We start from the raw sequence: 19074 nt of genomic DNA, 5'->3' as shown, positions 1-19074 counted from the left end.
CATCGACGCTCGCGGCGGCGCCGGGGCGCCGCCTCCTCTCCGCCGCCGGGGAGCGTCGCCTCAGCGCCGCTCCTCCAGCTGCTTGCAGGTCACGCAGAGGGTGGCCGACGGGAAGGCGGCGAGCCGCTCCACCGGGATCGGGTTGCCGCACCGCTCGCACCAGCCGTAACCACCCTCGTCGAGCCGCTCCAGCGCCCGCTCGACCTGCGTGATCCGTTCCAGGATGCTGTTGGCGAGGGAGATCTCCTGCTCCCGCTCGAACGTCTTGGTGCCGGTGTCGGCCTGGTCGTCCCCGGCCGAGTCGGTCAGCCGATCGCGCTGCAGCTCGGTGATCTCGCTCAGCGTCTGATCGTACTCGGCGCGAAGCTCGTCGCGCCGCGCCGCCAGGGCCGCCCGGATCTTCTCGGTCTCCGCCGCGCTGCGGGTGGCCTTGGCCACCGGCTTGCGGCCGGCGGTCCTGGTGTCGGCTGGCTTCGCCATCGTCGCTCCCTCGGCCGCGGAGCCGCGGGGACCGCGGCACCTGGACAGGGGTCGCCGCGTTCGGCGCCCCCAGGTACGAAACGGGCGCGCCACCACAGGGCAGCGCACTCCGGAGGTTGGCAAGGATACGGAACGTACAGGCGTCCGACAACGTGCCGCACCGACGCCCCGTCGTTCAGCCCCTACTCATGCCATATCGGGGCAAAAGGAACGCTAGCAGATCAACCATCCCGGTCCTCGCCGTACTCGCCAAACCACCGGGCCAGGCGGCCCTGCCGGCTGACCGCCCGCAACCGGCGCTCCGCCTGGTCGCGCACCCCGTGGGTCGCCACGATCAGCAGGCTGTCGCCGGTCTTCAACCGGAAGTCCGGGCCGGGTACGAAACCCACCCCGTCGCGCAGCACGAGCGTCACCGAGGCGCCCAGCGGCAGCCGCAACTCGTCCACGTGCACCCCGGCCAGGCGGGAGCCGGGCGGCACCTCCAGCTGGAGCAGGTCGGCCCGCATCCGCTCCAGCGGCGCCGTCTCCACCCGGATCTCCGCCGCCTCCGCGGGCGCGGTCACCCGCAGCCAGCGGGCGGCCGGGGCCAGCGTGCCGGCCTGCACCAGCGTGAAGATCACCACCAGGACGAAGACCGCGTCGAAGAGCCGGTCCGCACCCGGCACCCGCTCCGACAGCGGGATGGTGGCCAGCACGATCGGCACCGCCCCGCGCAGCCCCGCCCAGGACAGGAAGGCCTGTTCCCGAAGGCCGACCCGGAACGACAGGGCGGACGCGGCCACCGAGACCGGCCGCGCGAGCAGCACCAGCGCGAGCCCGGCGACCAGCGCGGGCAGCACCGCCGAGCCCAGCCGGCTCGGCGACACCAGGAGACCGAGCAGCACGAAGAGCCCGATCTGGGCCAGCCAGGCCAGCCCGTCGGCGAAGCCGAGGATGGCCTGGCGGTGCGGCAGCCGGGCGTTGCCGAGCAGCACGCCCGCGACGTAGACGGCGAGGAAGCCGGAGGCGTGCAGCACCGAGCCGGCCGCGTACGCCAGCACGGTCAGCCCGACCGCCGCGATCGGGTAGAGCCCCGCCGAGGGCAACGCCGCCCGGCGCAGCGCCCACCGCCCGCCCACGCCGGCCGCGAAGCCCACCAGGGCGCCCAGGCCCAACTCGTACGTGACCAGGCCGACCTCGTACCACCAGGGGTGCTCGACCGTGGGCCGGGACAGCAGCACCACCAGCAGCACGACCGGGGCGTCGTTCATGCCCGACTCGGCCTCCAGGGTCGCCACCAGCCGGGGCGGCAGCCGCAGCCGGCGCAGGGTCGCGAACACCGCCGCCGCGTCGGTCGAGGAGAGCACCGCGCCGTAGAGCAGCGCCAGCCGCCAGTCCAGCCCGAGCAACAGGTGCACGACGAGCCCGACCACCAGGATGCTCACCACCACGCCGACCGTGGCGAGCGCGGCGGACAGCCCCAGCACCGGCCGCAGGGTGCTCCACCGGGTGCTCAACCCACCCTCGGCGATGATCAGGATGAGCGCGCAGAACCCCAGCGTGCGGGTGAGGTCGACGTCGTCGAAGCGGATGCCGAGCCCCGCCTCGCCGATCGCCACCCCCAGCGCGAGGTAGACGAGCAGGCTCGGTACGCCGAGCCGGGTGGACAGGCGGACCGCGCCCACTGCCACGAGAAGCACCGCCGCGCCGAGCAGGAGCGCGACCTCCAGACCGGGACTCACGGGTGGTCCGCGCGGGCGGGGCCCGGGCGGGCACCGCCCGGCCGCCCCGAACGCGGGCGACGACCGGCAGCGGCGGTGGTGCCGATCGGCACGGCTGTCACACCGGAACCGGCACCGGTCACCGCCCGTCCGGATGGCGCATGCCGTCTCGTCGCGGCTCGCGCCGGGACGGCGACACCGGCCCTCATCCGTCGCGGAGGCGGTGCAGCGCCCCGGGCAGGTCCGGGGTGGCCCCCTCGACGAGGAAGAGCTTGTCGCGGCTGGCGGCGCCGGTGCGCAGCGACACCGCGGCGGGCCGGACGCCGAGCGCGTCGGCGAGGGCCTTGCGGGCCGCCTCGGTGGCCCGCCCGTCCACCGCGGGCGCGGTCACCGCGACGACCAGGGCGGGACCGTGCGGGCCATCGAACCGGCCGCCGACCCGGGTACGGGAGGAGCCCGGCTTCACCCGGACGGCGATGGTGAGCGGACCGCCGCTGCCCGGCGCGTCAGGCACCCGCGCCACCACTGGCGATCCGCCCGTCCTCGGCGAGCAGGGCGGTGACCGGCGCGCAGTGGGCGCACGGCGTGAAGCCGAGGTCGACGGCCTCGGCCACCGGCACCGGTTCGTGCTCCCGGCCGACCAGGTGCGGGCACCCCGCGAGGTGGTACCGGGGGCGGCCGTCGACCACCCGCACCTCGTGGTCGAGGCGGGCCAACCGCGCCGCGTCGCCCACCGGGACGTCCTGCGCGGCGGGCTCGTCGTCGAACGGCTCGACCCCTGCCGACGGGTCGGCCGTCGGCGGCTCGGGTGGTTGCCGCCACCCGGAGCCGTCGTCGACCGGCGGAGGAACGTGCTGGACCGGGACACCCGTGTCCACGGCCGGCCCGTACGCGCCGGCGGGGGCCGGGCCGCCGCGGGGCCGGATCCGCTCGGCCGTCACCCGGGCGGCGGCCACCTGGCGGGCACCCGCGACCAGCGCGACGGCGGCCAGCAGGCTGGCCGCGATGGAGATGACCAGCAGGAGGCTCGAGCCGCCGGCCAGACCGATCACCAGCAGCACGACCGCGAGGACGATGAGCAGGAGACTGGCGACTATCACGGCTCACCCCCGCCGCGTCGTACCGATGTGGCGAAGCCGGCGACCGTCACCGGACGGTCGCCGGCCGGTGGTCAGCGACCGCCTTCCAGGGCGCCGGAGCGACCGCCGCCGTAGGAACCGGCGAGACCGGCCGCGGCCAGGCCGTTGCCGCCCGCGACCCGGCCGCTCTCGGCGCGGTTCATCTCGGCCTCGAGGCCCTGGCCGCGACCGTCGAGGTCGCGCAGCTGGCTCTCCAGGTAGGCCTTCAGGCGGGTCCGGTACTCACGCTCGAACTGCTTGAGCTCCTCGATGTGCTTCTGCAGCGCCGTGCGCTTGGCGTCGAGGCCACCCATGGCCTCCTGGTGGCGCTGCCGGGCGTCCCGCTCGAGGGCGTCGGCCTTGGCGCGCGCCTCCCGGGTGACCTCCTCGGCCTTGGAACGGGCCTCGGAGAGCAGCTGGTCGGCCTCGCGGCGGGCGTCGGAGACGTGGTCGTCGGCGGTCCGCTGGGCCATCATCAGCACCCGCAGCGCCTGCTGCTCGCCGTCGCCGGTCACCGCAGCGCCCCCCGTGGCGCGGACCTGCTCCAGCTCCGCCTGCATCGCGCGGGCGGCCTGCTCGGCCGCGGCCTTGTCCCGCTGCACCCGGTCGAGCTGCGCCTTGACCTCGTTGAGCTCGGCGGCGAGACGGGCGTCGCCACCGGGACCGGCGGGGGCCGGGCCCCGGCCACCGCGCTCCACCTGGGCGCGCAGTTCGTTGTTCTCCTCGATCAGACGGGCAAGCTCGCGCTCGACCTCGTCCAGGAAGGCGTCGACCTCCTCCTCGTCATACCCCCGCTTGCCGATCGGCGGCTTTTTGAAGGCGACGTTGTGGACGTCGGCCGGGGTCAGCGGCATCGAAACTCCTCGGGTCAGTTGCGGCCGCGAAAGCGCGTCGGTCATCAGGCGGTCCTGAAGATCAACGGCCTCAACACGAACTCCATCAGCACGAACAGGATAACCAGGAGCACAAGGGAGGCCAGGTCGATGCTCACGGTACCAATTCGCAGCGGAGGGATCACACGCCTCAACGCGCTGAGAGGGGGATCAGTGACGCTCCACACGGATTCCAGACCCGCCGATGCCGCGCGCCCCGGCTGCCACCGCCGGCCGTACTGCAGAACGGCGCTCAACACGAATCGGGACAGAAGAACCAGAAGGAAGACAAACAGGATCAGGTAGAGAACCTGGAGCACGATCGACAACACGACAGGCGACGTCCCTTGCGCTCGGGCGGGGTCAACTGAGACTGAAAAAGCCGCCCTCAGCGATCTTGGCCTTGTCCTCCGCGGTGACCTGGACGTTGGCCGGTGAGAGCAGGAACACCCGATTGGTCACGCGCTCGATCGTACCGCGCAGCCCGAACGCCAGACCGGCGGCGAAGTCGACCAGGCGCCGGGCGTCCGCCTCGTCCATCTCGGTGAGGTTGATGATCACCGGGACGCCGTCGCGGAAGTGCTCGCCGATGGTGCGGGCCTCGCGGTAGGTGGTGGGGTGCAGCGTCGTGATCTGGTACCGCTGCTCCTCGTCCGCCACGACCGCGCGCTCACGGGCCTGCGACTGCGGCGCCAGGGCCAGGTTGTCGCGGGTGTGGTAGGTCAGCGCCCCGGACGTCTCGGCGGCGGCGGACCGCGTGATGGACCGGACGCTGGACCGCTCGGCCCGCTCCGGCCGCTCCGCCTCGAGCCGATCGCCGTCGGCGGAACGCGCGGCGGCCCGCTCGCTCAGGCGGCCCCGGTCGCCGAGCCGGGGTCGGGGCGCCGGCGGCTCGTCCGCGTCGTCCTCGTCCTCGTCGCCGAAGTCCTCCGGGTACCGGCTCGACCGGTACCGCGAATCGCGGTAGCCACCCTTGTCGTAGCCACCGTCGTCGTAGGCCCGCTCGTCGTCCTCCTCGACCAGACCGAGCCAGACCCCCGCCTTGCGCAGCGCACCCATCCCGCGCCCTTCCCGTCCGCCGTGCGGCACGCGCCCCCGTGCCGTGTCGCCTGTCGCGAGTGGATCATCTCTGCCCACCGGACCGGACCGGCAATCCCCCGGCGCACGATTCGCGTCGCGCGCCACGACCCCGATCCGGGATGCCGCTCCCACCAAAACAACACCGATGTAATTTGCTTCTGGCGGTCAGGCTACCGCAGCGTGGAACGCATTCCGAGCAACGCGCTGCCCACCCGGACATGTGTCGCGCCGTACCGGATCGCCATTTCCAGGTCGCCGCTCATTCCCGCCGAGAGAACCGTCGACTCCGGATGGCGCGCCCGGAAAACGGCCGCCACCTCCGCGAGCCGGGCGAACGCCCGCTCCGGTTCCCAGCCCAGCGGCGCGACCGCCATCAGGCCACCGAGCCGGAGCCCGTCCGCGCCGGCCACCGCCTCCGCGACCTGATCCAGCCCCGCGTCCGGGTCGGCGGAGCCCGGCAGCGCGCCCCCGCGGGCCGCGTCGCCGTCGATGCTCACCTGCACCAGCACGTCCAGCGGCCGGTCCCGGCCGGCCGCCGACGCCGCGTCCAGCGCCCGGGCCAGCCGGACACTGTCGACGGACTGCACGACGTCGGCGTACCGGACCACCGACTTCGCCTTGTTGCGCTGCAACTGGCCGATGAAGTGCCACCGGGGCGTCACCCCGGCCGCCGCCACCTCGGCCGCCTTCCCGGACGCCTCCTGGTCCCGGTTCTCCCCCACGTCGGTGACCCCGAGCCCGACCAGCGCGACCACGTCGCCGGCCGGGTACGTCTTCGTCACCGCGATCATGGTGACCTCGCCGTGGTCCCGGCCGGCGGCCGTGCAGGCGTCGGCGATCCGGGAGCGGACACGGGCGAGGCCGGCCGCGAGTTCGGCGCGACGGTCGGGACGCACCGGAGCGGCGGAGCTGTTCATCGGCAGGGCTCAGGAACCGTTCTTGAGGAAGTCGGGCACGTCGACGTCGTCGAAGAGAACCCGACGGGGGGACTGCTGCGGGGCCGGCATGGTGGCCGGCGGCGGCACCGGCGTCGTGGGCGGCGCCGGCTGGTTCTGGTTGGTCTTGCGGGCCGGCTCGGCCGCCTTGTACGCGGGAGCGCCCCCGTCGAAGCCCGCCGCGATCACGGTGACCCGCACCTCGTCGCCGAGGGCGTCGTCGATGACCGCGCCGAAGATGATGTTCGCGTCCGGGTGCGCCGCGTCGGTGACCAGCTGGGCCGCGTCGTTGATCTCGAACAGGCCCAGATCGGAACCGCCGGCGATGGAGAGCAGCACGCCGCGCGCGCCGTCCATGCTCTGCTCCAGCAGCGGGCTGGAGATCGCCGCCTCGGCCGCCTCCACCGCGCGGTTCTCCCCGCGGGCGCTGCCGATGCCCATGAGGGCGCTGCCCGCGCCGCTCATGACGCTCTTGACGTCGGCGAAGTCCAGGTTGATCAGACCGGGGGTCGTGATCAGGTCGGTGATGCCCTGGACACCGGAGAGGAGCACCTGGTCGGCGGTGCGGAACGCGTCCATCATGGAGATGTTCCGGTCGCCGAGCGCGAGCAGCCGGTCGTTCGGGATCACGATCAGCGTGTCGCACTGGTTGCGCAGCTCGTCGATGCCCGACTCGGCCTGCACCTGGCGGCGCTTGCCCTCGAACGAGAACGGCCGGGTCACCACGCCGATGGTGAGCGCGCCGAGCTTGCGGGCGATGTTCGCCACCACCGGCGCTCCACCGGTGCCGGTGCCGCCGCCCTCGCCGCAGGTCACGAAGACCATGTCGGCGCCCTTGAGCACCTCCTCGATCTCGTCGCGGTGGTCCTCGGCGGCGTTCTTGCCGACGTCCGGGTTGGCACCGGCGCCCAGCCCTCGGGTCAGCTCACGGCCGACGTCCAGCTTGACGTCGGCGTCGCTCATCAGCAGCGCCTGCGCATCGGTGTTGATCGCGATGAACTCGACGCCCTTGAGCCCAACCTCGATCATTCGGTTGACGGCGTTCACGCCGCCGCCCCCGATGCCGACGACCTTGATGACCGCCAGGTAGTTGTGCGGAGGTGTCATCTGAAGGTCCTTTCCCCCTCGAGATTGGCATGGGCCGGCCCCACACGGCTTGGCCAGGTCAGCGGTCGACGGACGCTGTGCACCAGCGGGGTTCGGGCCTAAACCCTCACCCTCTACTAGAGGCTTACAGTTATGTCAACCACTGATCCTCTTCGGGGCAACGTAAGCGCCCCCGCCCGTCGAACCAAGCAACCACGCGGCGTGTCGCCGCCTTCGGACGCGTCACACTCACCGGAAGGTCACCACGTCGGGGGCGCTCACGTCGATCGTCGCCGCCTCGCGGTCCAGCAGCGCGGTGGCGACCCGCGCCTTGTCCTCGCCCCGGGTCGCGTCGCCCCACACCACCCGCCGCTCGCCCCGCAGGTTGAGCGTGATCCGGGCGAGCCCCTCGACGGTCACGTCCACCAGCTCCGCCCGCAGCTGCGGAGTCAGCGCGGCGAGCACGTCCAGGGCGGCGCGGGTGTCCGCGTCCCCCGGGCCGGGCGCGGCCAGCCGGACCAGCGGCAGGCCCCCGGGCCGCTCGGCGAGGGTCCGGAAGACCACGCCGGCCCCGTCGACGACGACGAACTGCTCCCCCCGCGGCACCACGGCCACGCCGGTCCGCTCGGTCACCCGGACCACCAGCGCGTCCGGCCAGTCGCGGATCACGTCGGCCCGCTCGACCGCCGGCAGCGCACCGATCCGCCGGGCGGTGCCCGCCAGGTCGACCCGGGCCAGCGGCGTACCGTCGGCGACGCCGGCGGCGTCGCGCACCTGCACCGGGGTGACCAGCGTCGCGCCCTCCACCCGCACCTCGCGGACGCCGAACAGCCCGGTCCCGAGCACGGTCCAGGCGACCAGCCCGGCGAGCGCGAGCACGCCGGCCGCGACCGCCCACGGCAGCGCCGCCCGCATCCGGCGCTGCCGGGCGCGGGCCATGAACCGGCGGGTCGAGGCGGGGACGGCGTCGCTACCGGCCCGCACGAGCTGCCAGCGGCGGGCCGGGCCCCGCCGGCCGCCGCCGTCCGCGCCGGTGGTGCGCCCGCGCGCGGGCCCGGGACTCATCCGGCCGCGGAGGCGTCCGGGACCGCGCCGCCGGTGACACCCGGGACGGTGCCGCCGATCGTCGTCGCGCCACCGGCCTCGCCGCCGGGCACAGTGCCGGCGGGCTCGCCCTCCCCGCGCACCGACAGCGCGGCGAGCAGCTGGTCGCCCATGAGCGAGATGGGCGGAGCGCCCATGGTCACCACGACGTCGCCCGGCCGGGCCCGCCGGGCCACCTCGGCCGGCACCGCGTCCCACGAGTCGACGAAGACCTTCCGGTCCGCCGGCAGCGGCACCACCTCGACCAGCGCCACCGAGCCCTCCCCCGGCCCGCGCTGCTCGCCCGGGCCGAAGACCTCCAGCAGCACCACCTCGTCGGCGATGGCGAGGGCCCCGGCGATCTCCGTCTGGAGGTCCCGGGTGCGGTAGAGCCGGTAGGGCTGGAACACCACGATCAGCCGGCCGTCGCCGGCCACCTCCCGCAACGTCTGCAACGCCAGCGTCATCGACGTCGGGTGGTAGGCGTACTCGTCGTACACCAGCACGTCGTCGGCCACGCCCTTGCGCTCGAAGCGCCGCCGCACGCCGGGGAAGGCCGCCAGCGCCGCCTCCGCGGCCTCCAGGGGCAGGCCCAGGAGGTACGCGGTGAGCACCGCCGAGGCGCTGTTGAGGCCCATGTGCCGCCCCGGCACCGGCATCCGGAACTCACCCAGCGAGCGCCCGTCGATGCCGGCGAGGTAGCGGATCCCCTTGGCCGAGGACGTCATCTCGGTCAGCCGCAGGTCGGCGTCGTCCGAGGTGCCGTACGTGTACACCCGCCGGCCCTCGCCGCGCAGCGTCTCGGCCAGCCGCCGGCCGCCCGCGTCGTCGGCGCAGGTGACGATGAACCCGTCCGGGTCGGTGAGGCGGGCGAACTCGGCGAACGTCGCCTCCAGGTTGGCCAGGTCGCCGTACGTGTTGAGGTGGTCCGCCTCGATGTTGGTGATGATCGACACGAACGGCCGGTAGATGAGGAAGGAGCGGTCGCTCTCGTCCGCCTCCACCACGAAGTACTCGCCCGTGCCGTGGTGCGCGCCCGAGCCGACCTCGGAGATCTCCCCGCCGATCACGAAGGACGGGTCGGCACCGGCCTGCTGGAGCACCATCGTCACCATCGACGTGGTGGTGGTCTTGCCGTGGGTGCCGGCGACCGCGACCGTCCGGCGGCCGGTCATGGCCGCCGCGAGCGCCTCGGAGCGGTGCAGCACCCGCAGGCCGCGGCGGCGCGCCTCCACCATCTCCAGGTGGTCCTGCGGGATCGCCGACGAGTAGACGACGGTGTCCACCCCGTCGAGGTTGGACACCTCGTGGCTCATGTGGATCGTGCCGCCGAGCGCGCGCAGGCCGGCCAGCGACGGCCACTCGCGCAACTCGCTGCCGGAGACCGGGATGCCCCGGGTGAGGAAGAGCCGGGCCAGGCCGCTCATGCCGACCCCGCCGACCCCGATCAGGTGGATCGTGCCCAGATCCTCGGCGGTGAGTGTGCCGGCCGGGGTGAACTGCGCGGTCATCGGACCAGCCTTTCGTTCGCGACTGCGGGGCTCCGCTGCGCTGCACTCCTCGCGCTCACCGGGCCACCGCCTCGTAGACGAAGTTGAGCAGCGCCTCGTCGCCGTCGCGGCGCCCGTACGCGCCCGCGGCGGCGCCCATCGCGGCGAGCCGCTGCGGGTCACGGATCAGCGGGATCAGGGTCTGCTCGACCCAGGCCGGGGTCATCTCGGCGTCGTCGACGAGCACGCCACCCCCGGCCTCCACCACCGGCAGCGCGTTGCGCCGCTGCTCCTGGTTGCTGTGCGGGTACGGCACGTACACCGTGGGCAGGCCGATCGCGGCCACCTCGGCGCAGGTCATCGCCCCGCCCCGGCCGAGCATCAGGTCGGCGGCGGCGTAGCCGAGCTCCATCTGCGACAGGTACGGCAGGGTCACGTACGGCACCGGCAGGTCGGTCGGCACCGGCACCGGCTCGTTGCGGGCGCCGATCACGTGCAGCACCTGCACGCCGTTGCGGGCCAGTTCCTTGGCCGCGCCCGACACCGCGAGGTTGATGGAGCGGGCGCCCTGCGAGCCGCCCGCCACGAACAGCACCGGCAGGTCGGGGCGGAGGCCGAAGTGGGCGCGCGCGGCGTTGCGCATCGCGTACCGGTCGAGGCCGGCGATCCCGCGGCGCAGCGGCACCCCGACCACGCGGGCGTCGCGCAGCACCTCCGCCTGAGCGGGCTGGTGCGGGAAGCCGACGGCGACGTGCTTGGTGAACTTCATGCCCAGCCGGTTGGCCACCCCCGGCGGCACGTTGACCTCGTGGATGACGATGGGCAGCTCGCGCCGCCACGCGGCCAGGTAGGCCGGCACCGAGACGTACCCGCCGAAGCCCACCACGACGTCGGCCCGCACCTCGTCGATCACCTTGCCCGCGGCGCGGGCCGCGGTCCACATCCGGCCCGGGGTCTTCACCAGGTTCATGTTGACCGAGCGGGGCAGCTGGTACGCGGGGATCTGGCGCAGGTCGTAACCGGCCGGCGGGATCAGCTCGTTCTCCAGGCCCTTCGGCGTGCCCACGCAGGTGATCCGGACGCCGGGGTCGTGCCGGCGCAGGCAGTCGGCGAAGGCGAGCAACGGATAGATGTGCCCCCCGGTGCCGCCTCCCGCAAGCACCACCGAACGCAGCGGACCCATCACCGTCTCCTCTCGTCCGCCGACCCGCGCCTCGTCCGGTCCCCCCGGACCCGCGGTGCGGCCTGGTCGTCTCCGCGCCGCTCCCTGGGCACCCGGGCCCGGGCGGCCGGCGGGGCACCCGCCCGACGCCGGCCGGGAAGCGGCGGCAACGGGGCCCACACTAGTCGGACCCATCGGGCCGGCGGACGGGCATGGAGGGCTCTCGCCGCATCAGGTTCGGCGCGGGCGAACGACGCGAGCATCCCGATCGCGGCGAGCGTGACGACCAGGGCGCTTCCACCGTCGGAGATGAACGGCAGCGGCACGCCGGTGAGCGGCAGCAGCCCGACCACCCCGCCGATGTTGATGAAGGCCTGGCCGACCAGCCAGGCGGTGGCCCCGGCGGCGGCCAGCCGCCGGAACGGGTCGGTCACCCGGCGGGCGATCCGCAGCCCGGTGTACGCGAGGACGGCGAACAGCACGACGACCACGCCGCACCCCACCACGCCCAGTTCCTCGGCGATGACGGCGAAGATGAAGTCGTTCTCCGCGGCGGGCAGCCACTCCCACTTGAGGGTGCTCTTGCCGAGGCCGGTGCCGAACCAGCCGCCGTTCTCGATCGCGTACCGGGCCTGCACCATCTGGTAGCACTCTTCGAGCTTGCACTGCTCCGGCGGCGGCGGGTCGATGAAGGTGGTCAGCCGGGCCAGCCGGTAGTTCTCCGCGCCCCGCTCGCCGGACCCGGCGCCGAGCGAGGCGACCGCCACCAGCAGGCCGATGCCGAGCAGGCCGACCGCGGTGAGGGTGGCGAAGACCCGCAGCCGCACCCCGGCCGCCCACAGCAGCCCGACCACCAGGGCGAGCAGGCAGAGCATCGTGCCCAGGTCGTTGTAGCCGACCAGCACGAACAGCAGCCCGACCACCGGGAAGAGCGGGGTGGCCAGCTCCCGCCACCAGCCGAGCTTCGCGCCCTTGCGGGCGATCACGTCCGCGCCCCACAGCACCAGGGCGAACTTCGCCAGCTCCGACGGTTGCAGCTGGATCGGGCCGAGATGCAGCCAGTTCAGGTCCGCGTCGAAGGGGCCGAGCTGGTCGGCGTCGGCCAGCGACTCCAGCGCCATCAGCGCGTTCAGCAGGAGCAGCAGCACCACCGACACGCCGAGCGCCGGCCAGGCGACCGAGCGGAAGGTGCTCGCCGGTAGCCGCTGGCAGGCCCAGAAGGCGACGATCCCGATCACCGCGAAGATCGCCTGCTTGGCCAGCGTGGCGGTGGCGTCGCCGCCCTCGGCGTAGTCGCGCACGCTGGTCGCCGAGAAGACCATGGTGAGGCCGATCAGCAGCAACAGGCCGGCGCTGGACAGCAGCAGGTAGTACGACGCGAGCGGCCGCTCCAGCAGGCCGCGCAGGGCGGCCAGCCCGCCGGCGGCGTCCAGGCCGCGCAGTCCGGGCGGGGCAGCCGGCCCCTCCGGCGGCCGCGCCGCGGCGCCCTCCGGCGTACGGGTACCGCCCGGCCGCCCGGTCGTGGTCTCCGTCGTCACCTCAGTGCCTCGTACCTCCCCCACCCCGACATCATCGCCGCTGCCCGGCGCCGCCACCCCGGCAACCGCTCCCTCGGCGTGTCGGGGTGCAGGGAAGGGCCCCTTCTTAACGCCTCAGGTAGAGGAAGGGCCCCCTGTTAACGCTCCGGTGAGCGGTCAGCCGACGTGGGCGAGGAAGTCGCTGTAGAAGAGGCCGAGCGCGATCGCCACCCCGATCCCGGCGATGATCCAGAAGCGCACCACGATGTTGACCTCGCTCCACCCGGCCAGCTCGAAGTGGTGCTGCAACGGGGACATCCGGAAGACCCGCTTGCCGGTGGTCCGGAACGAGATGATCTGGATCACCACGGACATCGTGATGATGACGAAGAGCCCGCCGATGATCGGCAGCAGCATGATCGTCCGCGTCGACATCGCCATGCCGGCGATCAGGCCACCGAGGCCGAGCGCCCCGGTGTCCCCCATGAAGATCCGCGCCGGCGACGTGTTCCACCAGAGAAACCCGACGCAGGCGCCGGCCGCCGCCCCGGCGATCAACGCGATCTCGAGGGGGTCGCGGACCGTGTAGCAGTAGTCCTGGGTGTAGCTCGGGTCCGCGCACCAGTGCCGGTACTGCCAGAAGGCGATCAGCGCGTACGCGGCGAGCACCATCACCGAGGCGCCGGTCGCCAGCCCGTCCAGACCGTCGGTGAGGTTCACGCCGTTCGTCGCCGCCATCACCACGAAGATGAAGACGATCACCGCGCCGACCTTGGTGAGCTCCAGGGCGGGGATGTCCCGGATGAAGCTCAGCGTGGTGCTGCCGACGGTCTCGGTGTTGGTCGCCTGGCCCTCCGCGTCGGTCATGCTGCTCGGGAAGTACAGGGCGATCACGCCGAAGAGCGCGCCGACCAGGATCTGGCCGAGCAGCTTGCCGCGCTTGTTGAGGCCGCCGCTGTGCCGCTTGCGGACCTTGAGGAAGTCGTCGATGAAGCCGACCGCGCCGGAGAAGACCATCAGCCCGAGCAGCACCAGCGCGGTGATGGTCGGCTCGACCTGGGCGATCTGGGCGTCCGGAAGCGTGGTCAGGGCCAGGTGGCCCGCGACGTACGCGATGACGGTGGCCAGGATGAAGACCACCCCGCCCATCGTCGGCGTGCCCTTCTTGCCCTGGTGCATCGCCGGGCCCTCGGCCCGGATCGGCTGGCCCGCCTTCAGCCGGGTGAACACCCGGATCGCGATCGGTGTGCAGAACAGCGAGACGAGGAACGCCACCCCGACGGCGACGATGACCGCCCTCATGCCGGGTCACCTTCGGTCGCGACGGCGGGGCTCGCAAGCTCGCTGCTCGCGCTTCCGCCCGACCCGGCCGCCGGCACGGCGTCGGCGCGCAGCGCGTCCGCAACCTCCCAGGTGCGGTACCGGGAACCCTTCACCAGGACGACGTCGCCCGGCCGTAGCTCGTTCCGCAGCACCTCGACGGCGCCCGCCTGATCGGTGAGCAGCACCGATTCTCCTCCCCAGTCACCTACCGAATTCGCGCCCTGGTGGATCGGCGCGGCCGCGTCGCCCACCACGAGCAGGCGGTCGACGCCCAGCTCGGCCGCGAGCCGGCCGACCTCGACGTGCCCGTCGTGCTCGAACGGTCCCAGTTCGGCCATGTAGCCGAGCACCGCCACCGTGCGCCGCCCCTGCCCGACGCCGGCCAGCGCGCGCAGCGCGGCCGCCATCGAGGCCGGGTTGGCGTTGTACGAGTCGTCGATGACGGTGACCCCGTCGGTGCGCTCGAACACGTCCATCCGGCGGGTCGACACCAGACCCAGCTGGCCGAGCGCGATCGCCAGCTCGGTCAGCGGCATGCCCAGTTCCCGCGCCACCGCCGCGGCGGCGAGCGAGTTGGAGACCTGGTGCCGACCGGTCAGCCCGAGCCGGACCGGCGCGTCACCCTCGGGCGTCACCAGCGTGTACGACGGCCGGCCGCGCTCGTCCAGCGTCACGTCGACCGCGCGGATGTCCGCGTCCAGCGCCTCCCCGTACCGGACCACCCGGGCCGCCGTCCGCGTCGCCATGGCCGAGACCAGGTCGTCGTCGGCGTTGAGCACCGCGAGCCCGTCCACGGGCAGCGCCTCGACCAGCTCGCCCTTGGCCAGGGCGATGGTCTCCCGGGAGCCGAACTCGCCGATGTGCGCGACCCCGACGTTGAGCACCACGGAGATGCGCGGCGGCACCACGTCGCACAGGTACCGGACGTGCCCCACGCCGCGGGCGCCCTTCTCCATGACGAGGTATCGGGTTTCCGGCCCGGCCTGCAACGCCGTGTACGGGTGCCCCAGCTCGTTGTTGAACGAGCCGGGTGGCGCGACCGTCGGCCCGAGCCGTGCGGTGAGCTGGGCGATCAGATCCTTGGTGGTGGTCTTGCCGGACGAGCCGGTGAGCCCGATGACGGTCAGGCCGGGCAGCCGGTCCACCACCGCGCGGGCCAGCCGTCCCATCGCCGCGAGGGCGTCGTCGACCAGCACCATCGGCACGCCGGGCACCTCGCGGGTGCCGAGCACGGCCACCGCGCCCGCCTCGACGGACCCGGCGGCGTAGTCGTGCCCGTCCACCTTCTCGCCGGGGAAGGCGACGAAGAGCCCGCCGGGGCCGACCTTGCGGGAGTCGAACTCGACGGTGCCGGTGACCGTGACCTCCGGGTCGGCGGCGACCAGCCGCCCGCCGACGGCCGCCGCCACCTCGGCCAGGCGCAGCGGGATCACCGCCGCCCCTCCGGCTCGCCGAAGCGGGCGTGCAGCGCGGCCGCCAGCTCGGTGCGGTCGTCGAAGGGGTGCACCTCCCCGGCGACCTCCTGCCCCTGCTCGTGGCCCTTGCCGAGCAGCGCCACCACGTCGCCCGGCTCGGCCAGCCGGACCGCCTCGGCGATGGCCGCCCGCCGGCCGGGGACCTCCAGGATCCGGGCGTCCGTGGCCGCCCGGTACGCCCCGGCGAGCACCTCGGCCCGGATCTCGGCGGGGTCCTCGGTGCGCGGGTTGTCGTCGGTCACCAGCACCACGTCCGCTCCCTCCGCCGCTGCGGCGCCCATCAGGGGCCGCTTGCCCCGGTCCCGGTCGCCGCCCGCGCCGATCAGGCAGATGAGCCGGCCGCCGCTGAACTCCCGCAGGGCGGCCAGCGCGGCGACGATCGCGTCGGTCTTGTGCGCGTAGTCGACGACGCCGCGCACCGGGCCGGGCGCCCGGACCAGCTCCAGCCGGCCGGGGACGCCCCCGCAGGCGGCGACGCCCTCGGCGGCGGTCTTCGGGTCCACCCCGGCGGCGACCAGCGCGGCGACGGCGAGCAGCGCGTTGGCGACGTTGTGCCGGCCGGGCAGGGACACCCCGGCGGGCAGGGTGAGGCCGTCCGGGCCGTGCAGGGTGAACCGCTGCGCGTACCCCTCGCCGCCGATCTCGTCCGCCCACCAGGTGGCGGACCGGTTGCCGGCCGCCGAGTACGTGACGGTGGCCGGCTTGTGCAGCGGACGCAGCGCCGGGTCGTCGTGGTTGAGCACCTCCACCGCGCAGCGGCCGTCGAAGAGCTTCGCCTTCGCCGCGAAGTAGTCGGCCGCGTCGGCGTGGAAGTCGAGGTGGTCGGAGCCGAAGTTGGTGTACCCGCCGACGGTGAACCGGACCCCGCCGACCCGCCCCATGGCGAGGGCGTGGCTGGACACCTCCATGACGAGGGCGGTCACGCCGCGCTCCCGGGCCGCGGCGAGCATGGCGTGCAGGTCCGTCGCCTCGGGCGTGGTGCGGACGCTGTCGATCACCAGGTCGCCGAGGCGGGTCTCGACGGTCCCGATCAGGCCGGTGGTGTGCCCGGCGGCCCGCAGGCCGGACTCGACCAGGTACGCCGTGGAGGTCTTGCCGGCGGTGCCGGTCACCCCGATCACGGTCAGCCCCTCGGTGGGGTCGCCGTAGACGGCGCTGGCCAGGTCGCCGAGCACCGCGCGCGGGTCGGGCACCACCAGCGCCGGCAGGCCGGCCTCCTCCGCCGCCGGCGCTCCGGCCGGGTCGGTGAGCACGGCCACCGCGCCGGCCGCCGCGGCGGCGGGGACGAACTCCGCGCCGTGCCGGCGGGCTCCGGGCAGCGCCGCGTACAGGTCGCCGGGCCGGACCTCCTGGCTGGCGTGCGTCACGCCGGTGATCACCGGTTCCGGGGCGGCCGCCCGGGGATCGACGGCACCCGCGCCGGGCTCGGCGGCGAGGCGGGCGGCGAGGTCGCCGAGCCGGACTCCGGTCACGGTGCGGGGGCGAGGATTGCCGGACACGGCGTCAGACCCTACCCGGTCGTCCGGTTCCGGCCGCACAGCCGCCCCGGTGGTTCGTCCGCACTCACCGATGATGTCCCGTTCCCGCCGGTCAGCGCGGAAAGACCTCGAACTTCGGCGCGGCGGCGGACGACGGCGGGACCCGGTCGTGACGCAGGGCGAACTGCATCATGTCCCGGAACGCCGGGGCGGCGATGTCGCCGCCCCCGCCGCCGGGCGTGTGCGCGAAGACCGCGATCACGTACCGGGGCTTCTCGGCCGGTGCCATCCCGATGAACGAGGCCACCTCGCCGGGCTGCTTACGGCCTTCGACCAGCCGCCAGCCGGTGCCGGTCTTGCCGGCCACCCGGTAGCCGGGGACCGCGGCCGCGAGGCCGGTGGCGTGGTCGACGGTGGTCACCGCCTCCAGGATCGTGCGCAGCTCGGCGGCGGTGTCCGGGCTGAGCACCGACCGGGTCGGCGGGGCCTCGGGCTTCGTCCGCTTGCCGTCCGGCCCGATGATCTCCTTGACCAGGCGCGGCGCGACGTACGTGCCGTTGTTGGCGATCGTGGCGTACGCGGCGGCCATCTGCAGCGGCGTGGCGTCGACGCTGTGCCCGATCGGCACCGACCCGCGCGACGAGTCGCTCCACTCCTCCGCCGGCAGGAGCCGCCCGGTCGCCTCGCCGGGCATGCCGACGCCGGTCGCCTCGCCGAGCCCGAACCGCTTCTGGTAGTCAATGAGGCGGTCCCGGCCGAGCTTGTCGGCGATGGCGATGGTGCCGACGTTCGACGAGTACGCCATCATGCCGGCCAGGCTCATCCGCTTCCCACCCGCGGGGTGGGTGTCCTCGAACCAGGTGTCGCCCTTGCGGACGGCGTTCGCGATCGGCAGCGTCGTGTCCGGGGTGATGACGCCCTCCTGCAGGGCCGCGCCGAAGGTGATCGCCTTGTGCACCGAGCCCGGGTCCACCACGAAGCCGGTGGCCACGTCCTCCCGGTCGGCCGGCTCGCTGTTGAGGGGGTTCGCCGCGTTGTAGGTGGGGTACGCCGCCTGCGCCAGCACCTCGCCGGTGCCGACCTCCAGCACGATCGCCGCGCCGGTCGAACCCTTGACCTTCTCCATCCGCTTGGCGAGCAGCCCCTGCACCACGAACTGGAGGTCCCGGTCGAGGGTGAGCGTCAGCGAGCTGCCCGGCTTCGCCTTCGTCGTCTCGCTGAAGCCGCCCGGGATCGGGGCGGCCAGGTCGCCGAGCCCCACCTCGTACCGGCGCTGGCCGTCCTTGCCGGCGAGCAGGTCGTCGTAGCGCGCCTCCAGCCCTTCCAGACCGTTCATGTCGGCGCTGGTGAAGCCGATGAGGTTCGCCGCGAGGTCACCGCCCGGCACCTCGCGGCGCTCGTCGCGGTGGGCGTTGATGCCCGGCAGCTCCAGCGCCATGATCTGCCGTGCCCGGCCGACGTCCACGCCGCGGGCCAGGTACTCGAACCGCGAGGGGATCCCGCCCGGGAGCATGCGCTGCTTCATCTTCTCGGCCAGGTCCGACGCGGGAATGCCGAGCAGCGGGGAGAGGGCGCGCGCGGTCGCCTGCGGGTCCTTCACCAGGGTCGGGTCGGCGTAGACGTACCGCGCCTCGATGCTGTGCGCCAGCGCCGCGCCGTCGCGGTCGTAGATCGCCCCGCGCGGCGCCGGCAGCACCACCGTCCGCAGCCGGTCGGGGAGCCCCGCGTCGGCGTACGCCGGGCTCTCCACGGCCTGGAGGACGACGAGCCGGATGCCGATGACGGCGAACAGGGTCAGGGCCAGCGCGGTGCCGAGCCGCAGCCGGCGGCCGGGGTCGGCCAGCCGGGGCGGCTTCGGTGGCTTGCGCGACGGGCGCCGGGCCGCCGGCCGGGCCGGCGTGCTGCGCGCGGGGCGGCGGCGCGGCGGCGGGTCCTCCCGGGGCGCCCGCTCGGGCACCGTGCGGACCACGGGGGTACGACGGGTCGGCTCCCGCCGGCCGGTCCGCCCGCCGTCGAGCACCTGGAGGGCGGGGCGGAACGGGTCGCCGGAGCGCCCGCCGCGCGGCGTGCGCCGCTGCTCGGCCCGGGCGGCGCGGGCGTCGCCCAGCCGATCCTCGCCGATGGTGCGTCCCCGGGGCGTGTACGCGCGGGCGCCGGAGATCCCGCCGACCCCCGGCTCGCCGGTACGCGGATCGGCGGTTCCGTCGCCACGGGACGGGCCGCGCCGGGAGCCCGTGGCGTCCCGGCGCGGTTCCTCCGATCTCGGGGGCACGGC

The 19074-nt window shown here is 74.1% G+C and carries 17 protein-coding genes; all 17 read right to left on the bottom strand.

The features are described 5' to 3' along the window. Positions 1-60 precede the first annotated feature (60 nt). On the bottom strand, positions 61-480 hold the full coding sequence (locus GKC29_RS13235) for a TraR/DksA C4-type zinc finger protein (RefSeq protein ID WP_007463005.1): 420 nt from the start codon (positions 478-480) through the stop codon (positions 61-63). A 221-nt stretch (positions 481-701) separates the two neighbouring features. Further along, positions 702-2201: a potassium/proton antiporter gene (locus tag GKC29_RS13230; RefSeq protein WP_155331121.1), complete on the bottom strand. Its 1500-nt coding sequence runs from the start codon at positions 2199-2201 to the stop codon at positions 702-704. 184 nt (positions 2202-2385) lie between these two features. After that, positions 2386-2703, bottom strand: coding sequence for a DUF167 domain-containing protein (locus GKC29_RS13225; protein ID WP_155331120.1), 318 nt, complete (start codon positions 2701-2703; stop codon positions 2386-2388). Continuing rightward, a complete protein-coding gene (locus tag GKC29_RS13220; RefSeq protein WP_155331119.1) occupies positions 2687-3280 on the bottom strand; it encodes a hypothetical protein in 594 nt (197 codons plus the stop codon). The genes GKC29_RS13225 and GKC29_RS13220 overlap by 17 nt, the downstream gene beginning before the upstream one ends. Positions 3281-3351: 71 nt before the next feature. After that, positions 3352-4152, bottom strand: coding sequence for a DivIVA domain-containing protein (locus GKC29_RS13215; protein ID WP_155331118.1), 801 nt, complete (start codon positions 4150-4152; stop codon positions 3352-3354). A gap of 44 nt (positions 4153-4196) precedes the next feature. Continuing rightward, entirely contained in the window at positions 4197-4502 is a 306-nt protein-coding gene (locus GKC29_RS13210; RefSeq protein WP_155331117.1) for a YggT family protein, read from the bottom strand. Between the two features lie 31 nt (positions 4503-4533). Continuing rightward, positions 4534-5229, bottom strand: coding sequence for a cell division protein SepF (locus tag GKC29_RS13205; protein WP_155331116.1), 696 nt, complete (start codon positions 5227-5229; stop codon positions 4534-4536). 191 nt (positions 5230-5420) lie between these two features. Continuing rightward, entirely contained in the window at positions 5421-6167 is a 747-nt protein-coding gene (locus GKC29_RS13200) for a YggS family pyridoxal phosphate-dependent enzyme (RefSeq protein WP_155331115.1), read from the bottom strand. Positions 6168-6176: 9 nt separating this feature from the next. Beyond that, the gene (gene ftsZ / locus GKC29_RS13195) at positions 6177-7292 is read right to left on the bottom strand and encodes a cell division protein FtsZ (RefSeq protein WP_155331114.1); all 1116 of its coding nucleotides are present in this window, start codon (positions 7290-7292) and stop codon (positions 6177-6179) included. A gap of 228 nt (positions 7293-7520) precedes the next feature. Next, complete coding sequence (locus GKC29_RS13190; RefSeq protein WP_155331113.1) at positions 7521-8336, bottom strand: cell division protein FtsQ/DivIB; 816 nt, start codon at positions 8334-8336, stop codon at positions 7521-7523. Next, entirely contained in the window at positions 8333-9865 is a 1533-nt protein-coding gene (murC, locus tag GKC29_RS13185) for a UDP-N-acetylmuramate--L-alanine ligase (protein WP_155331112.1), read from the bottom strand. The genes GKC29_RS13190 and murC overlap by 4 nt, the downstream gene beginning before the upstream one ends. 55 nt (positions 9866-9920) lie before the next feature. After that, on the bottom strand, positions 9921-11027 hold the full coding sequence (gene murG, locus GKC29_RS13180; RefSeq protein ID WP_155331111.1) for an undecaprenyldiphospho-muramoylpentapeptide beta-N-acetylglucosaminyltransferase: 1107 nt from the start codon (positions 11025-11027) through the stop codon (positions 9921-9923). Next, the gene (locus tag GKC29_RS13175; protein WP_196255914.1) at positions 11027-12421 is read right to left on the bottom strand and encodes an FtsW/RodA/SpoVE family cell cycle protein; all 1395 of its coding nucleotides are present in this window, start codon (positions 12419-12421) and stop codon (positions 11027-11029) included. The genes murG and GKC29_RS13175 overlap by 1 nt, the downstream gene beginning before the upstream one ends. 279 nt (positions 12422-12700) lie before the next feature. Continuing rightward, positions 12701-13825 carry a phospho-N-acetylmuramoyl-pentapeptide-transferase gene (mraY, locus tag GKC29_RS13170; protein ID WP_155331109.1) on the bottom strand — a complete coding sequence of 375 codons (1125 nt, stop codon included), beginning with the start codon at positions 13823-13825 and terminating at the stop codon, positions 12701-12703. Then, the gene (gene murF / locus GKC29_RS13165) at positions 13822-15279 is read right to left on the bottom strand and encodes a UDP-N-acetylmuramoyl-tripeptide--D-alanyl-D-alanine ligase (protein ID WP_155331108.1); all 1458 of its coding nucleotides are present in this window, start codon (positions 15277-15279) and stop codon (positions 13822-13824) included. The genes mraY and murF overlap by 4 nt, the downstream gene beginning before the upstream one ends. Then, positions 15276-16793: a UDP-N-acetylmuramoyl-L-alanyl-D-glutamate--2,6-diaminopimelate ligase gene (locus GKC29_RS13160; protein WP_155334116.1), complete on the bottom strand. Its 1518-nt coding sequence runs from the start codon at positions 16791-16793 to the stop codon at positions 15276-15278. The genes murF and GKC29_RS13160 overlap by 4 nt, the downstream gene beginning before the upstream one ends. Before the next feature lie 118 nt (positions 16794-16911). Beyond that, positions 16912-19071 (bottom strand): penicillin-binding protein 2, encoded by a 2160-nt coding sequence (locus tag GKC29_RS13155; RefSeq protein ID WP_155331107.1) that lies wholly within the window; start codon positions 19069-19071, stop codon positions 16912-16914. Positions 19072-19074: the final 3 nt, after the last annotated feature.

Origin of the sequence: Micromonospora sp. WMMC415, assembly GCF_009707425.1 — a bacterium.
GTDB lineage: Bacteria > Actinomycetota > Actinomycetes > Mycobacteriales > Micromonosporaceae > Micromonospora.
The sequence above is the reverse complement of the archived record's forward strand: the minus strand, read 5'-3'. Positions and strand labels throughout refer to the sequence as shown.